Origin of the sequence: Rhodococcus sp. WB1 (genome assembly GCF_001700945.1) — a bacterium.
GTDB lineage: Bacteria > Actinomycetota > Actinomycetes > Mycobacteriales > Mycobacteriaceae > Rhodococcus > Rhodococcus aetherivorans.
Window position 1 is genome coordinate 369,473 of record NZ_CP015529.1, and the last position, 15,874, is coordinate 385,346.

Sequence of the window (15,874 nt, forward strand, 5' to 3'; positions counted from 1 at the left end):
CGCCCACTCGGAACACCAGGGAGCAACGTCAGCGCGTCTCTGGTTCGTCGGCGTAGTAGTTGCTCTCCAAGACCACGGGCGCGACCGTTGCCGGCGTCGTGTCGCCCGCGCGCCGTCGTGCGGAGAACATCGCTCCGCGGGCCGGCACGCGTGGGGCAACCCGCGCGAGACCGGTCGGCTCGGCCATGTCGTCGTAGATCGCCTCGACGCCGCCGCGCATGAAGTAGGTCTCGTGCCAGAACCCGGTGCCGCCGGAGTCGCGCAGGAACGTGCGCCACCAGAGCCGATGCGGGTCGGAGCGGGTCCAGCGTTCCAGACTGTCCAGGTCGCGCCAGTATTGCCGCATCCCGGCGTGGGGCGGAAGCAGGGACCAGATGAAGTCCTCGTGCAGCAGCAGCCCGTCGGGCTTGTCCTTCCACGATCGGTTGATCTGCGGTCCGAGCCCCAGCATCCGCAGCAAGCCGCGAGGACGATTCACGCGCATTCCGAGGTAGACGACGACCAGGTCCGGGTAGCCGGACAGGTCGATGGTCGAACGGTCGACACGCATGACACGGTCCTTCGTCGGCAGGTGGCCGTCGGCCTTCGTTTCGAGCAGACCCTTGAGGTTCTCCAGGTTCACGGCAAATTCCCGTCGGAGGCCGGCAGCAACCAGCGGGTCACCGAGCTTGAAGAGGCCCCTCTGCTCCATCCGCATGCGGCACGTCACCCGGGTCCCGTCGGCTGTCGTGTCGGTCAGATACGCCGCCTCGAAACTGCTCGGTCCCGAAGCCCCGGTGAAGGTGATCTTCGTGTTCGGCTCGTAGTGGACGTACTCGTTGGTCAGCTCGAGCTTGCGTCCCATGAATCTACGGACAGCGACATGCCTGGTACCTACTCCCGGCGGTCCGTCGGTGATCCGGCGTACTTCCAGCAATCCGTCTTGCCATCGGGGAGCGTTGGTCTGGTCCGCGACAAAGGTGAATACTTCGCCGATCGGGCGCGCGATGACAATGCTGTCCTCGACTTCGATCATGGCGGCCTCCTATCCGGCCTCGCACCGCCGCGCCCCCACCGGGTGTGAGTGATGGTGACCGGTCTCCGGTCCCTGAATCTACGTCTTCGGACACGGCATTCATGTCTTCGGACACGGTTTCGGTGCGTAGACCGCTCCCCTTGCCCGAGCACATATTCGATCTTCGAATGACGGCCGGTCGCTGCGGCAGCCGGCGCAACCGGCCGGGGTCGTCCTTCTCGAAAGTTGATCAGCTCACGCCATCTCGGGGACGTGCAGGTGCGCGATGGCGAGCTCGAACTCGCAGGTATCGAGCACCTCGGCGCCCGCCGCGCGAGCCACTTCGGCCCGGATGCTGTCGACGCGTTCTCTGTTGCGTTCCATCGCCTCGGCGCTGTCGAACGTCAGCGACGACACCCCGCGACCTGCGGCGCGGTCGAGCATCAGGCTGGCGCTGCAGAAGCCCTCGAGTTCCTCCATCTGGGGCAGTGCGGCCATCTTCCACATGTCCACGCCGCGGTCCATGTGGGCGGGTTCGGTCTTGACCCATGTGACGCGGCACCAGGCCCCGCGCTCGGAATGGTGGTCGCGATGCATGACAGCGATCTCCCACCGCGAGACCTCCGTGGTGCCGTGGAAGATCTCGGCGGCGGCGTCACGCAGCGTCCGCACCGGGCCCTCGCTGGCGCGTAGCGATTCCTCGTCCCGCCACGAACTGGTCGCGATGCACCGGCCCGAGCCGCGATCGATCAGCAGGGACATTCCGAGGCAGCCCTCGATGTCCGCCAGCGCGGGCATCACGGTGTCGCGTACGTGCTTGATCCCGGCGTCGATGTACGACGGATGCGCGTGAATTGTGGTGGAGCGTGCGAACATGATCGGCACCCTTCTCCTCAGGGCGGCGCCGACGCGGCGTCGCCGGTCATTCCCCCGTGCTTCACCCTGCTCCCTCAATCCGCCGGAGGCAATGGGCGGTGGCCGATTCTCTCGGCGGCCAGGAGCGGTCGCAGTCGTCGCGGGCTCGCGGGGTCTCGTGTTTTCCGAGGTGCATGCCCTCGGTGTCCACAGCAGAATGCTGCGCCGGTGTTGTGTCACCACGCCGTCGGGTGCGTCTGCGCGTTGTCCGACGGGTACGGGAGGCGCCCGTTCCATGGGTCGATGCAACGATCGGAAGGCGTTGCAAACCCGAGACGTCTCCAAGGTGCCGGAGAGCGGGTCTCCAGCAGGAGCAGAGCGGTCGTCACTACCGCTGTGGTGGGACACCCGTCCGGGTCCGGGTCCGGACGGGTCGCCGGGGGACGGGCGGTCAGCCGGCGGGCAGGTCGCGCACGTACCGGCCGGGAGCGGCGTCGAGCGCGGGATGCTGCGCACTGCCGGGTGCGTCCGGCGCGGCGGTTTCCTCCCCGCCGCGGGCGAGCACCCAGTCGGACCAGGCCTGCCACCAGCTGCCCTGCTGCCGCTCGGCGTTCTCGAGCCAGGCATCCGGGTCCGGGCCGGGTGTGCCCCCGGTCCAGTAGTGTGCCTTCGGATTGCCCGGCGGGTTGACCAGGCTGGCGATGTGCCCGGAGAAGCTGAGCGCGAATTCTGTTTCTCCACCGAGCAATTGGGTGGTGCGGTAGCAGTTGCGCCATGCGGTCAGATGGTCGGCGATGGCGCCCGAGACGAACGTGGGCACGGTGATCGACTTCAGGTCGACGGGCGTGCCCAGCACGGCGAGCCGGCCGGGCTCGACGAGCACGTTGTCACGGAAGATGTCGAGGAACTGACCGTGCAGGGCGCCGGGCAGGTTGGTGCCGTCGTCGTTCCAGGCGAGGATGTCGAAGGCCGGTGGGGTGCGACCCATGAGGTAGTTGTTGACGACGTAGTTGAACACCAGGTCGTTCGGGCGCATCCAGGTGAACGCGGACCCCATGTCGCGGGCGCTGATGATGCCCTTGCGGCGGGACCGGCCCTTGGCGAACCGGATCAGGCCGGGCCGGGCGAACGCGCCGAGCAGTGCCGGATCGCCGAAGTCCAGCATCGTCACCGCATAGGCCATGCTGTGCACTCGGGTGTCGCCCTGCGCGGCAAGGTGATTGAGCACCGTGGTGGCGATGATCCCGCCGGCGCAGAAACCGATCAGGTTCACGTCGTCGCTGCCGGTGATCTCCCGCACCTCGTCGATCGCCCGGATCACCCGGCCCGCGTACGTGTCGAAGTCCCAGTCGCCCTGCTCGGCGGTGGGATTGCGCCACGACAGCAGGAAGGTCTGCAGGCCCCGGCCCACGCTGTACTCGACGAAGCTGCGTCCCGGCCGCAGGTCCAGGAAGTAGTACCGGCCGATCGGCGGGGGCACCACGAGCACCGGCCGGCGGCGGACCGTCTCCGTGGTCGGGGTGTACTGCAGCACCTCGGCGACCTCGTCGCGGGAGATCACCGCACCCGGGGTCACCGCAAGGTCCTTCCCGACGGTGAAGGCGCCGCGCTGGACCATCGACGGCATGCCCCGGTTCTCGATCAGATCGGAGACGAAGTGCTTGGTGCCGCGTGCGAGGCTGAGTCCGGCGGTGTCGAACGCCTCCTTCAGCGCCGCGGGGTTGGTCCACAGGTAGTTCGTCGGGGCCAGGGCCGCGGTGAGGATGTCGGCGGCGAACCTGGCCTCGGCCGTGCGTCGCGGGCCGATCGCGCGACCGACCTCGTCGACGACTCCGTCGACGGCCTCGGTTGCCGCCAGGTAGGTCTGCCCGAGCCGGCGGTAGGCGGGGTTCGCACTCCACGCCGAGTCGGCGAACCGGCGGTCTCCCTTCGCCGGAGCCACCGTCGACCGGCCGACGGCGATCTTCGCCAGTTCCCTGCCGAACGACACGCCGTGCCGGGCCACCGCCCGGCCGTGACCGAACACGTCGGCCAGGGCGCCGACGGCCGGCCCGAGCCTCGGGGGCGCGACGTCCTCGCCACCCCCGATCGACTCCTCGACGCTCTCACCGATCACGGTTCGTGCCTGGGCCATCATGCGCCTCCCTTCGACTCCTGGATTGTCTCACCGAATTGATGCTGTGACGTCCAACAGTATCGAATTACATTAGGCGGTAAGACATTCAGGCGGTATGTATCCTTGTCGGCATGACGCGGCCGCTCGGGGGCCGGCGCCGGCGAACCGGGACGAGCGTCCAGTTCCACGCCCGCGAGCCGGAGGTGACGGTCGAGACCGCCGCGGACGAGTTCGCTCGGGTGGCGGACACCGCGCCCCCTGCGGCCCTGAGGCCGCAGCCCAGGCTCGTCGGCTCGACCAGGTCCCGGAGATGGTCGTCGATGCCGTGCATCTGCTCGAGGATGTTCCGTCGAGGAGATCGAGGTGGTGCTCGATTACGACCTGAGGCTACCGCCGTCCCGTCGCTGTCCTGACAGCCGAGTCCGGCAGCCGCGTTTCGGCCCAGCCGTGGTTTCCGGCGAGGGTCCGCTCCGTGAGACGCCCGGCTCGGGTCTCGAGCAGATTCATCGGAAACGCGGGCGAAGCCATACCGCCAGGGGCACACTCGAGACAGGACTTCGTCTTCCCCGGTCCGGACCGGGGAAGAGGGTTGAGGGCAGGCCGTCGTCCGTGAGGAGCAGCACCCTGTTCGGGTAAGACCACACCGTCAACGACGCCACGTGCTTCTGGGCCCGCGGGAGGAGCCGCGACGCGCGTCGCCCTCCTCGTGTCGGCGCGATCGCTCGGGCTCCGCCATCTCACGGCCCGGACCCCCCAGTTGCGGCGCAGAAGACTCCGTGCCCAGGGATCGGCGCAATGCTGTCCGGCCTTGCGTCGGAGATTCGGCGGCCGTATCGAGAGATGCGACGTCGAGAAATGACCACGGCATGCCCGGCCTGACCTGACCGCAGAAGGGGAACCGGTTCGTGTACCGACCGACGTTGCGTCGCCGCCGCCCGCGGTGCCGTGCCCGACCGGCGCCTTCTCCACGGCCCGGTCCGTTGACCGCGAACGATCTCGTCCTGCGAGGCACCACTGCCGCCGATCTCGACGCCACAGCGCAACTGCACATCGAGCAGCTGCCTGTCGGGTTCTTCCCCGCTCTGGGGCCGCGTTTCATGCGTCGCTGGCACAGGACATTCCTCGACTCACCGCATGCAGTGGCGTTCGTCGCGGTGCGTCGGTGCGACTCCGGCGAGGACGTGTGCGCCTTCCTGTTCGGATCGACCGACGAATCGGCACACATGCGGGCGGTGCTGGCCGAGCGCCGCTGCATGCTGGCCCTGGCGTCGACCGCAGCCTTGTCGCTGCTGCATCACCCACCACTGGCGGTGCGGTTCCTGCGCACACGGGCGGGGCCGTGGACCCGACGCCTTCTTCGCACGATCACCTCACGGCCTGCCGCGCACTCGGCCCAGATCGATCCCGTGCCGGTAGCTCTGCTGGCCGCGGTCGCCGTCCGGCCGCCGCTGCGGGGTAGCGGCGTCGGTGCGTGCCTGGTCGAGCTGTTTCTCACCCATGCGCACGAGCGGGGCGCTGCAACAGCCGAGCTGCTCACCAGCGCCGGCCCGGACGGCGCCGGCGCGTTCTACGAACACCTGGGATGGAGCCCGGTGCGCGAACACCTCACCCGCGACGGCGTCGCCGTACGCAGCTATCGCCACCCCGTCGTGCCTCCGGCCCGCCCCGGCAGTTTCTGCGACCGGTGCGGGACAGATCCCTGATGAATCTGACCCGGCGTCAGCTGTTGACGTTGCTGACCGCGGGCTCGGCCGCCGCAGTGGCATCGTGCGCCGTCGAGTGGACCCCGTCCGAACCTGCGCACCCGGCAACCACGCCGACACCGCAGCAACCTCACCCTGGTCCCGGAGCCGGCCCACTTCGTTCTCCGTTGTCCGCCGACGCGAGTCGCTGGCGGCCGGCCCCAGGCGAAGTGTCCCCGGAGATCAAGCGCACCGCGGCGGCGTTTCTGGAAACCGCCGGCAACTGGAGCGACGACGGGACGGCCGTCGACAACCTCGTCCGGGCCGGCGCGTCACCGGCGGCGGCAGCGACCGCGTCCGTCCTCCAACCGGCCACCGCCCGCGCCGGGGAACTGACCGTGGTCTATCCGCAGTACGGCGGGCTGGCCCGCGACACCGCGGCGGTGATCGCCTTGGTCGGTCAGAACCTGCGCACCGTCTCGGGGCCCTGGATCCGAGAACTCGTCGTGGACGTGCGGCTGGCCCGAGAACCCGGCGGCAACTGGACCGTCGAGCGACTCGTCCCACCGACCTCGCTGGGTTCGCCGCTGCCGTTGACCGACACGGCCGCAGCGGTGCTCGCCGACCCGAAGATCGTCCTGCCGGACCCCGCCCGGAGCGACGTCCGCACCGGCAGGATCGACACCCAGCTGCTGGCGATACTTCACGCACTGTCCCGGGAGTTCACCCTGACGATCCAGGTGATGCATACCGGCCACATCCAGACGGTGTTTCCGACCGCGCGGGTGTCCAACCACGCCGTCGGACGAGCCGTGGACATCCGCGAGATCGACGGTCGGCCGGTGGTCGCCCCGGCCGGTGACGATCGACCGCTTCGCCTGATGCGGCGAGCCGCCGAGTTGGGGGCCACCGAGGTCGGTGGACCTGTCGACCTCAACGGAGTACGCAAGGGCTTCTTCTCCGACCGCGTCCACCACGATCACATCCACCTCGGTATCACCCCCGGCGACCCGCCGGCGCACCTGCGGTAGGTGCTCGTCCCTGCAGGAGCTGCACCAGGTCACCGCATCGGGCACCCACAACAGCGGCTTCTGCTTTGCCCACAGATGGTGGTAGGTCGGACCGTCGTTCCATCGCCGAAGCACGCCAGGCGCGGACCCGGGTCGAAGCAGCCGCTCGCGCGCAGGAGCAGGCTGCGCGGGCGGCGGTGGTGCATCTGCGCCGCCCTGGGCTGTCGGTGCGGGATATCGCAGTGATCCTCGGTGTCAGTCCGCAACGGGATTCGCAGCTCGACCGTGAGGCAGTCCGAAAAGCGAGTTTCTCGCTTTCATGTCGGTGCGAGGGAGCCATGGGCCGTATGGTCCTGGGCGCTCGTCGTATCGGACGGTGCGGCTGTCGCCAGCGGCAGGGAGGTGGTCGACCGGAAGGCCGAAACGATGCCGCGTCGGGGCCGGTGCGATTATCGTCGGCACTCGATGGACACCGGCTGGGACGAACACGCGGTGCGGGCGCTGCGTGCCGCTCTGCACACGAGTACCGACACGGTCCTCGAGCTGGTGCGGGGACGACCCGCCGATGCGGTCTTGCAGTTGATCGGTGACGCGCTCGTCGCGGCCGTCGACGATCGGCTGCCCGGAGCGCGGGAGGTGGCCACCCGGTGCGCCGCGGCGCTGCACGTGCGCGGCTGGACCGGAGACGCGGAGCTCGCCGACCAGCTCGAGGCCGCACTGGCCCGGGCCACTCCGATGCTCCGGCCACTGCCGGTCGATCTCGACGAGCTGTCCTCGCTGCTCGAAGGCGACGTCGTCTACGGCGGCGGCCGTCTCGACCTCGAGACCGGGCACACGTGGCCGGCCATGGTCATCGACGAGATGTCCGACGACGATACGGACGGCGACCCCGACCGCTGGTTGTTCGTCGAGTGCGTCGGATCGCGCCCCGGTTACCGCGACATGGAGGTGTTCCTCGACTCGGTGGCCGATCCCGCCCTGGCCGAGCAGCTGCGCATCGCGCTCGGTGGGCGAGGCGCTTTCCGCCGCTTCAAGGACGTGCTCTCGCAGTCGCCCAACGAGTTTCACCGGTATCGGCTGTTCTCGGACGAACGCAGAGCTGGTCGCGCCCGCGCATGGCTCACGGACCAGGGGTATCGGGTACGTCCCCGCCGTATCGGATAGGTCCTGGGCTTGCGGACCACGGACGTGCCCGGAGTCGAGTCCTTGACAGCGTGCTCGTCGGCGATCGGCGTTGTTTTCTCGCGAGCTGCCGGACGAGGCTCCCGGCCCGGCGCGCCGTCTCGCCGAGCAGTCGGGTGCGCCGGTGCGGGCCGCCACCGCCGGGAATCGGGGTCCGCTGGGTCAGTGCGCTGCCGTGCCGAGGAGCCCGGTGCACCACCTCCGGATCCCGGACGAGGTGGCCACGACACTGTGGAGCTCATGCTGCTCGATACCGACTGCGAACGGGCCGTCTTCCGCGCGTACGTCCGCGGCATCACGACGCGCCACCCGACGATCGTCGAACGACGCGCCCCCTGGCGCGCCGACGTCGGACCGGGATGGACCCGGCCTGCCCGTCGCGCGGCTTCGGTATACGGCGACACCGGATAAAGTGTTTGACTGCAGAGCATTACAGCACTTTTCTTATCGTCCTTCTGGGGCCGGTTGAGCGTAACCCGGAAAACGTCCACCACCGTTCGTCCGGGCCGGCGGCCGAGCTCAACCACACCGGCACGCCCCCGCGCCGTCGGCGGCGTGCACGGGTTAGCGCTGTTCATCCGGAAGAGAACCGATTTGCGTTCCATCTCAACGGGTTTGGTGTATCGCCCGGATGTGGTCGGTCAGTGCACCTCACGGACGTTCACCGAGGCACGGACCGAATCGGGCATCGCCGGCTCGATCGGTGGCGTCGGGGACGCCCTCGACAACGCGATGAGGGAACCGACCGTAGGGCTCTACAAGATCGAATTGATCCACCGGGCCGATTGTGGTCCGTGCGGACGCAAGCGGAGAAGTGGAGACGGAAACCGCGGAGTGGGTGCGCTGGTCAACGCGGACCGGCTGCATTCGTCGATCGGATACCTCTCGCCGATCGACTACGAGACACGCTCTCGCGAACCCCGTCCCACCGCCGCCTCAGGTCTCGAGGTGGCCTGAACGAGGTCTCCACTCGATCCAGGACGGTTCATCGTGCCGTCGGCAGCTACTCCTCACGGGCCTGAGTGCGACGGGCTACCTCAGGCGCCGGCGCTCGGCCCGCGGAGGTATCTGCCGAGGTAACTCTCGTCGAGGGCGAGTGCTTTGGTGATCGTCGCGGCACCCACGATCACCATCGACAGCGCGAACAGCCAGCTGATCGAGGTGAACACCACCCCCAGGGGACCGAACTTCGTCTCTGCTGTGGCTGTAAGCTTCGGCAGCACGATTCGACCTGCGGCACGGACCACAGTGAGGCCTGACGCGGTGAGCATCCCGGTGGCCCACAGCACGCGACCGGACAACGCGCCCCTGGTGAGCAGATACGGGCACACGGTCCACACGACCGCCCACACCGCCAGTTCGCCGAGGATCGCCAGCGACCTGCCGACGAAGTGCGGACCGGACACCTGCCGTATCACGCCGATCAGCGCAGCCGACGCAGCGACCAAGAGGAGGACCACCAGCCACCGCCAGGCATCGCGGGCGCTGATCGGCGGCACGTTCCAGATCTTTCCGTAGATCCGTGCCAGGGTCCGGGTGAATGATGTGCCGCTGATGGCGACCAGCAGCAATCCGAGGACACCGAATGCCGCGAAGGTCGGGTCGGTGGCGTCGTACTCGCTGGCCCAGGCCGACAGGTCGGTCGAGTCGATACCGAGTTGTTCCTCGATTGCGTGGGTGGCCAGATCCCAGTTGCTGAAGATCGAGGCGGCTATGATCAGCGGCAGTACCGAGGTGAAGATCTTGGCTGCGAGGCTCATCGATCGGTCGGCGAGCTCGATGTCGATGAGTCCGTCGATGACACGCCGGACCGTCCGTCCCGGTGGTGTTCCCTGCAACCAGCCGTTCGCGGATTCGGTACGTGCGGCGAGGGCTTCTCGGCCCAAGGCGACTGACAGTTTGGTTGGACGCACAGAGTCGACTCAACTCCACGATAAGGCGTTTGTCACCGCATCACCCGGCTCGGACTCCGGGATCCGAAACCGGGGTGGTGTGAGGGCGGTGTGCCACCTCCCGCAGTCGAATCGACGTCCACCCAGGGGCGATCTCGGGCGCCTGCATCCCCCGGACCGGCGACCCGGTCCAGCCGGGCGGCGACCCCGTCTCGTCGCGGCGGCAGTCTGCGACACCGGGCACGTCACCGACGGCGATCCCCTTGTTCCAGGCGTGACGCCGTGGGCCTGCGGGGCGGATAATGGCGGCGGGTGATCGGTGCTGGGCCGAGTCGAGGGCGGTCGGCATGCAGTGGCAGCAGCGTTGGGCGGTCGAGGGTGTACAGACCGGGGTTCTCATCGTGCGGTCTCTGGTCGCGGAGGCGCTCGAGGAGGTCCCCGCGGGAGTCGCACTGCGCGATGTTGCGCTGACCGACGATCTTCGGTGCCGCTACGAGTATGCCCGCCGGTTGTTGGCCCGTGCGGTGGCCGAGGCGCGGGCGCTCGGTGTGGTGGTGGCCCCGGTAGCCGAACTCGACCCGGACCGGCTTTTTCGGGCGCTGCGACCGGATGAGTCGGGGACGAATTAGAGCACCTGTCGGTCGGCCGGAGCCGACGGCGGCGCCCGTGCCGAGCCGGGCGGCGAGCAGCGCACCCGTGGGGACCACCGGCGCCGGAAGGACGCCGAGGGCTGGTCTTCCCTAGCGCATCCCGGTCACCGTGGAGCGGTGGTCCGTCGGTGGCATCCGGGCGGCCGGACTTCTGGAGTCCGACGGCGATGAGTTCGGCCGTGGTTTCAGTCTGTATCCACACCCGATCACCCGCTCTCGAGGAGAGCATCAGGACCGCTACCTCCACCTTCGACGTCTTTTCCAGCCCGGACGGCTACGGCTCCCACCGCGGCAACCGGGGCAAGCAGGGCCCCGCGCTGCTCGACCACCGCCTCGCCCTGTACGACGCGGAGCGGGCGGATGGTCCTCGGAGCCACTACCTATCGGCAATTCGTGCGACTGCCGGCCTCGAGGACCGAGGAGTCCGGCGCGAACGACTCATGGGTCACCCGGATGAGGAGCATGCCGCACGGTGTGTCGACCACACTGGAAGGGGCCCTCGACTGGCCGAACGCGACCGTCGTGAGCGGTGACGCCGTCGACGTCGTCGCGCGGCTCGAGGAGGAGACGATCGGTGCCGTCTTCTGCCGTTGGTGGAGGCGATCGGCACGCCGCTGCCGTATCAGCTGTGAGAAACCGGATCTCGGGCTGAAAGGCCACACCGACGGCTGGTCGTCCTGTGGTGAAGCTTCCTCGGACCCACCTCTGCAACGTCAACTCGGCAGAGGTGACTGCGCCTTACCCCCGCGTCCGCAGGTCGGCGCGCATCGTGGAGTGGAGCCGCTCGTAGGCGGCCTTCTCGGCGTCGCGCTCCCGGACGCGCCGGGGATTCTCGAGGTCTCCCGGCAGGCCGTTGCGCTCGAGCCGGCGCCGGCGGTTCTGCGCCATGTAGGCGGCGGAGAAGAACAGCGCGAGGGCGACGCCGAGCCCCATCGTGGACAGGCGCAGCCACACCGGGCCGGGCAGCAGCAGGAATGCGGCGTACAGCGGGAGGAACGGGACCTGGCTGCGGACCATGTGGCGGGCGACGGCGTGGTCGCCGATCAGGTCGTTGCGCACCCACTCGCGCATCGAGGCGGGAAGGGGGCGGCCGACGGCGTAGGCGAGCCACTGGAACGGGCCGGGACGGGTGCGCATCTCTCGGGCCTTTCGTGCGGGGGCGACACCAGAAGTCTACGCAAATAGATCGTGCATTAACTAATCGTAGGCTAAATATGCCCGATGTCACTGCCGGTTCCGTGGATCCGTATACGTACACGAGAACGTGTTCTATATTTCGAGGCATGTACGAGTGGTCCGACACCGATCTCATGTTCCGTGACGCGCTGCGCGGATTCATCGACAAGGAGATCCGCCCCCACGTGGATCGGCTCGAGAGCGGTGAGCTGCCGCCCTACGACATCATCCGCAGACTGTTCGCCGCCTTCGGCATCGACGAGCTGGCCCGCGACGGCCTCAACAAGGCCCTCGCCCGGGAGGAGGCCGGCGAGGCGTCGACTGCCAAGCCGGGCGGCGGCATGGGCTCCGGCGGTATGGCGGCCCTGCTCAACAGCGAGATCGCCGGGGTCAGCCTCGGGCTCGTCGCTTCGATGGGCGTCAGCCTCGGCCTCACCGCGGGCACCATCCGCAGCCGCGGCACGCTCGCCCAGAAGAAGCGGTGGCTGCCCGAGCTGGTGACCTTCGAGAAGGTCGGCGCCTGGGCCATCACCGAACCCGACTCCGGGTCGGACGCCTTCGGTGGAATGAAGTCCACCGTCCGGCGCGACGGCGACGACTACATCCTCAACGGGCAGAAGACCTTCATCACCAACGGTCCCTACGCCGACGTCCTCATCGTGTACGCCAAGCTCGACGAGGGCGACCCGAGCATCGACCGCCGGGACCGCAAGGTGCTCGCATTCGTGCTCGAGAAGGGCATGGAGGGACTGACCCAGAGCCCGCCGTTCAAGAAGATGGGGATGAACTCCTCGCCGACCGGCGAGCTGTTCTTCGACAACGTCCGCATCACCCGCGACCGGCTGCTCGGCGAGACGGAGGAGGGTGGCCGCAGCGACGGCAAGGAGAGCGCGCGCGAATCCTTCGCCGCCGAGCGGATCGGCATCGCCTACCTGGCCCTCGGCATCATCGAGGAATGTCTGCGCCTGTGCAAGGACTACGCCCGCACCCGCAAGCTGTGGGGAGCGGAGATCTCCCGGTTCCAGCTGATCCAGCTCAAGCTCGCCGAGATGGAGATCGCCCGCATCAACGTCCGCAACATGGTGTTCAGCGCCATCGAACGCACGGAGGCCGGCAAGCCCGTCGGCCTGGCCGAGGCCTCGGCGATGAAGCTGTACTCCTCGCGCGCGGCCACCGACGTGGCGATGGAGGCGGTGCAGCTCTTCGGCGGCAACGGCTACATGGCCGAGTACCGCGTCGAGCAGCTCGCGCGGGACGCGAAATCGCTGATGATCTACGCGGGCAGCAACGAGATCCAGGTGACGCACATCGCCAAGGGCCTGCTCGCCGAATGACCGGGACCCCGGGCCGGGCCGCGCGGTCCGGGGTCCCGGTACCCGGGACCGGTATCTGCACCTACGCTGCACATTCCACTATCGTGTCGCCATGACCGAGATCATGCCAGTCTCGACCGACGTCGATCCCGAACTGGCCGACGCGGTGACGACCCTCCCCGACCTCGATCTCGCCGACGTGGACGGAGGCCGTCGCACCCTCGACTCGATCGTTGCGGCCGCCGGCCCCGCCGACACCACCGGTGTCACCGTCGAGGAGTGGCTCGTCCCCGGCGCGCCGGGCGGCCCCGAGGTGCCCGTGCGGATCCACACGCCCGACATGTGTCCCGACGGCAACCCCGCGGGCCGGCCCGTCGTTCTCGAAATCCACGGCGGAGGATTCGTCCTCGGCAGCGCCGCCCACAGCGAAGCCTTCGCCGCCGCCGTCGCCCGCGCGACCGGTGCCGTCGTCATCTCCGTCGACTACCGGCTCGCCCCCGAGCACCCCTATCCCGCTGCCGCCGACGACTGTTACGCGGTCCTCGAGTGGATCGCTTCCGGCGCAGCATGTCTCGACATCGATCCGGACCGCGTCGTCGTCCTCGGCGATTCCGCGGGCGGCGCCCTCGCCGCGACCGTCGCGCTGCGGGCCCGGGACGAGGGCGGCCCGCGCATTGCGCTGCAGGCCCTGCTCGAACCCGCACTCGACGACCGGCTCGAGACCGCCTCCATGCGCGGCGGTGGCGCCACCGCCGTGTGGGACAACCGCAAGGCCGCCCAGAGCTGGCGGCACTACCTCGGCGGGCAGGAGCCCACCGAGCAGTCCGTGCCCGCGCGCCGGGCCGACCTGACCGGCCTGCCGCCCACCTACCTCACCGTCAACGAACTCGACCCGCTCCGCGACGAGGGGCTCGTCTACGCCCAGCGTCTCCTGCAGGCCGGGGTACGCGTCGAACTGCACTGCTGGCCGGGCGTATTCCACGGATTCACCCTCGTCCGAGGGGCCGGCGCCACGCGTCGCGCCGCTCGCTCGCTGTACGACGCGATCGTCCGGGCCACCGCCCGCACCCCCGTCCTCGACCACGACTGACCCGCCCCCGCGCGGCGCCACCCCCTCGGTGACACAGGCCCTGGCACAATCGAGTGCGCCGCACCGGTTGGGAGGAACCGGTCGGCGACACGGGAGGAGGGACACGTGACCGTCACCGACGGACGCGTCGCGCGGGCCGAACGGACCCGCCACGCAGTGATAGAGGCGCACATCGCCCTGATCGAGGCCGGTGAGCTGAAACCGACCGGTGCGCAGATCGCCGCACGGGCCGGGGTCTCGCTCCGGGCGTTGTGGGCGAACTTCAACGATCTGGAAACGCTGTTCGAGGAGACGGGGACGGAGCTGCTGCGGCGGCAGGACACCGCGTTCGCCCCGGTCCCCGTCGACCTGCCGCTCGACGAGCGGATCGACGCGTTCTGCCGGCAGCGCGCCGAACTGCTCGAGCTGATGGCGCCGTTCGCGCGCGCGTCGGCGATCCGGGCCCCGCAGTCCAAGAGGATCCAGCGAAACAGGTTGCGGCACATCGCACGTGTGGTCAACGAGGTCGACGAGCTGTTCGCGGCGGAACTCGCCGCGCTCGACGCGTCGCGCCGGGCCACGCTGGTGCGCTCCGTGGCGGTGGCGAGCACCTGGGCGTCGTGGGTGGCGCTGCGCGATGTGCTGGACCTGCCGGTGGCCGAGGCCGCCGAACTGATGAAGCACACCGTCACGGCACTGCTGTCGGAGGCGCGCCAGCCGACATCGTGCTGAGGCCGGTCAGGGCGTCAGACGGTAGAACCGCCAGAACCCGAAGTCCTCGATCGGCAGCACCGACACGTCCGAGAAGCCCGCGTCGAGCGCGTACCGGCGCAGGGTGTCCGCACGCATCACCGTGCCGGTTCCCGCGCTCGGCGGGTGGCTCATGCCGTCCGGCAGGCAGCACGAGATGCTGAACCCGTACATCAGCCGCTCGACCTCGTCGCCGGGTGCGGTGAACCGGTCGGCGACGGCCTCGTCCATGACAACCATGACCCCGTCGGCCGCGAGCGAGCCGCGCACCGCGGACAGCACCTCGACGGGACGTGGCATGTCGTGGACGCACTCGAAGGCGAACGCCGCCGTGAAGCGTTCGTCGGGCAGGCTCGCCGCGTCGGTCTCGACGACGGTGATCCGGTCGGCGACGTCGGGGCAGGCCGCGACGTTCGTCCGGGCCAGGGCGACGGTCGCCGGATCGATGTCGATGGCGAACAACCGGGCCTGCGGGTACGCACGGGCCAGCGCGATCGTGGACCACGCACCGCCACAGCCGATGTCGGCGATCTCGGCATCCGGTCGGCGCAGCAGCGCGTCGAGGTCCGGCACGGACGCCAGGGCGCCCGGCAGCGCCTTCTCGTACCACGGCCGGTTCATGTCCGCCTGCCCCTCGCGGGCATCGGTGCCGAGCTGCGCCCAGCTCACGCCGCCCCCGGTGCGGTAGGCGTCGAGCAGGGCCGGAAGCTGCGCGGACACCCCGGCGAACATGCGGGCCAGGGGTCCGAGGTAGTTGAGACTGTGCTCGTCGGTGAGGACCTCGGCCACCGCGGGCGGCAGCGTGAAGCGCGGCGGATCGCCGTCGTCGACCTCGAGCAGGCCGGTCACCGCCTGCTGCTCGAGCCATTCGCGGGCGTAGCGCGGGTCGGTCCCGGTCCGCGCCGCGAGCTCGTCGGAGGTGGCGGGACCGTCGGCGGCGAGGCTGCGGTACCAGCCGAGCCGGTCGCCGAGATAGATCGCGATCAGATCGACGGCGCCGAGCGCCGAGTCGAGGACGCGCTGGGCGACGGTGTCGACGGGGGAAACGGTGTGCGTCACGGTGGGGCCTCCGGATGAGAGGGACAGGGGTGATTCCGAGAGTCCTCCGGTTCCGGGCGGCGGACAACGCCCCCATGGGGGCCGAATGTGACACCTCGTCGATCCGGTGTCACATTCGGCCCCGCA

At 69.3% G+C, this 15,874-nt stretch carries 14 protein-coding genes and 1 pseudogene; 9 read left to right on the forward strand and 6 right to left on the reverse strand.

Annotated features, from left to right (window positions below; translation table 11 throughout):
• Positions 1-28: 28 nt before the first annotated feature.
• From A4U64_RS29140 to A4U64_RS01800, 3 genes are all read right to left on the reverse strand, one after another.
• A complete protein-coding gene (locus A4U64_RS29140) occupies positions 29-1,015 on the reverse strand; it encodes a monooxygenase family protein (RefSeq protein WP_335740034.1) in 987 nt (328 codons plus the stop codon).
• Between the two features lie 234 nt (positions 1,016-1,249).
• The gene (locus A4U64_RS01795) at positions 1,250-1,879 is read right to left on the reverse strand and encodes an antibiotic biosynthesis monooxygenase (RefSeq protein WP_050035931.1); all 630 of its coding nucleotides are present in this window, start codon (positions 1,877-1,879) and stop codon (positions 1,250-1,252) included.
• 421 nt (positions 1,880-2,300) lie between these two features.
• Positions 2,301-3,983: a PHA/PHB synthase family protein gene (locus tag A4U64_RS01800; protein ID WP_006941466.1), complete on the reverse strand. Its 1,683-nt coding sequence runs from the start codon at positions 3,981-3,983 to the stop codon at positions 2,301-2,303.
• 962 nt (positions 3,984-4,945) lie between these two features.
• Here A4U64_RS01800 and A4U64_RS01810 point away from each other — a divergent pair.
• The 4 genes from A4U64_RS01810 to A4U64_RS28440 all read left to right on the forward strand — a co-directional run bounded on the left by A4U64_RS01810 (position 4,946) and on the right by A4U64_RS28440 (position 8,250).
• Complete coding sequence (locus tag A4U64_RS01810; protein WP_006941470.1) at positions 4,946-5,668, forward strand: GNAT family N-acetyltransferase; 723 nt, start codon at positions 4,946-4,948, stop codon at positions 5,666-5,668.
• Between the two features lie 209 nt (positions 5,669-5,877).
• On the forward strand, positions 5,878-6,678 hold the full coding sequence (locus A4U64_RS01815) for an extensin family protein (protein WP_232334149.1): 801 nt from the start codon (positions 5,878-5,880) through the stop codon (positions 6,676-6,678).
• 444 nt (positions 6,679-7,122) lie between these two features.
• Complete coding sequence (locus A4U64_RS01820) at positions 7,123-7,821, forward strand: UPF0158 family protein (RefSeq protein ID WP_198163361.1); 699 nt, start codon at positions 7,123-7,125, stop codon at positions 7,819-7,821.
• 258 nt (positions 7,822-8,079) lie between these two features.
• A complete protein-coding gene (locus A4U64_RS28440; RefSeq protein ID WP_174824758.1) occupies positions 8,080-8,250 on the forward strand; it encodes a hypothetical protein in 171 nt (56 codons plus the stop codon).
• A gap of 626 nt (positions 8,251-8,876) precedes the next feature.
• On the opposite strand, the gene A4U64_RS01835 is transcribed toward A4U64_RS28440, so the two are convergent.
• Complete coding sequence (locus tag A4U64_RS01835) at positions 8,877-9,752, reverse strand: hypothetical protein (RefSeq protein WP_065922064.1); 876 nt, start codon at positions 9,750-9,752, stop codon at positions 8,877-8,879.
• A 326-nt stretch (positions 9,753-10,078) separates the two neighbouring features.
• On the opposite strand from A4U64_RS01835, the gene A4U64_RS01840 reads away from it, so the two are divergent.
• Both A4U64_RS01840 and A4U64_RS28660 read left to right on the forward strand, forming a co-directional pair.
• Entirely contained in the window at positions 10,079-10,360 is a 282-nt protein-coding gene (locus A4U64_RS01840) for a hypothetical protein (protein ID WP_139310911.1), read from the forward strand.
• A gap of 188 nt (positions 10,361-10,548) precedes the next feature.
• Positions 10,549-10,951, forward strand: a pseudogene (locus A4U64_RS28660) (dihydrofolate reductase family protein); the annotation flags it as partial.
• 168 nt (positions 10,952-11,119) lie between these two features.
• Here the strand turns inward: A4U64_RS28660 and A4U64_RS01845 are convergent.
• Positions 11,120-11,518, reverse strand: a complete 399-nt coding sequence (locus A4U64_RS01845) for a DUF5313 family protein (RefSeq protein WP_065922066.1) — start codon at positions 11,516-11,518, stop codon at positions 11,120-11,122.
• A gap of 146 nt (positions 11,519-11,664) precedes the next feature.
• Here A4U64_RS01845 and A4U64_RS01850 point away from each other — a divergent pair, with 146 nt between their 5' ends.
• The 3 genes from A4U64_RS01850 to A4U64_RS01860 all read left to right on the forward strand — a co-directional run bounded on the left by A4U64_RS01850 (position 11,665) and on the right by A4U64_RS01860 (position 14,671).
• Positions 11,665-12,891, forward strand: a complete 1,227-nt coding sequence (locus A4U64_RS01850; RefSeq protein ID WP_029546166.1) for an acyl-CoA dehydrogenase family protein — start codon at positions 11,665-11,667, stop codon at positions 12,889-12,891.
• A 91-nt stretch (positions 12,892-12,982) separates the two neighbouring features.
• Positions 12,983-13,960 carry an alpha/beta hydrolase gene (locus tag A4U64_RS01855; protein WP_043802701.1) on the forward strand — a complete coding sequence of 326 codons (978 nt, stop codon included), beginning with the start codon at positions 12,983-12,985 and terminating at the stop codon, positions 13,958-13,960.
• A gap of 105 nt (positions 13,961-14,065) precedes the next feature.
• Entirely contained in the window at positions 14,066-14,671 is a 606-nt protein-coding gene (locus A4U64_RS01860; RefSeq protein WP_043802700.1) for a TetR/AcrR family transcriptional regulator, read from the forward strand.
• Between the two features lie 6 nt (positions 14,672-14,677).
• Here A4U64_RS01860 and A4U64_RS01865 read toward each other — a convergent pair whose 3' ends face one another.
• The gene (locus A4U64_RS01865) at positions 14,678-15,748 is read right to left on the reverse strand and encodes a class I SAM-dependent methyltransferase (RefSeq protein ID WP_006941489.1); all 1,071 of its coding nucleotides are present in this window, start codon (positions 15,746-15,748) and stop codon (positions 14,678-14,680) included.
• Positions 15,749-15,874 lie beyond the last annotated feature (126 nt).

Bases quoted from the DNA above. Each gene is read 5' to 3' on its own strand.
- A4U64_RS29140 (WP_335740034.1), bottom strand. From the start codon at position 1,015: ATGATCGAAGTCGAGGACAGCATTGTCATCGCGCGCCCGATCGGCGAA.
- A4U64_RS01800 (WP_006941466.1), bottom strand. From the start codon at position 3,983: ATGGCCCAGGCACGAACCGTGATCGGTGAGAGCGTCGAGGAGTCGATC.
- A4U64_RS01820 (WP_198163361.1), top strand. From the start codon at position 7,123: ATGGACACCGGCTGGGACGAACACGCGGTGCGGGCGCTGCGTGCCGCT.
- A4U64_RS28440 (WP_174824758.1), top strand. From the start codon at position 8,080: ATGCTGCTCGATACCGACTGCGAACGGGCCGTCTTCCGCGCGTACGTC.
- A4U64_RS01840 (WP_139310911.1), top strand. From the start codon at position 10,079: ATGCAGTGGCAGCAGCGTTGGGCGGTCGAGGGTGTACAGACCGGGGTT.
- A4U64_RS01845 (WP_065922066.1), bottom strand. From the start codon at position 11,518: ATGCGCACCCGTCCCGGCCCGTTCCAGTGGCTCGCCTACGCCGTCGGC.
- A4U64_RS01850 (WP_029546166.1), top strand. From the start codon at position 11,665: ATGTACGAGTGGTCCGACACCGATCTCATGTTCCGTGACGCGCTGCGC.
- A4U64_RS01855 (WP_043802701.1), top strand. From the start codon at position 12,983: ATGACCGAGATCATGCCAGTCTCGACCGACGTCGATCCCGAACTGGCC.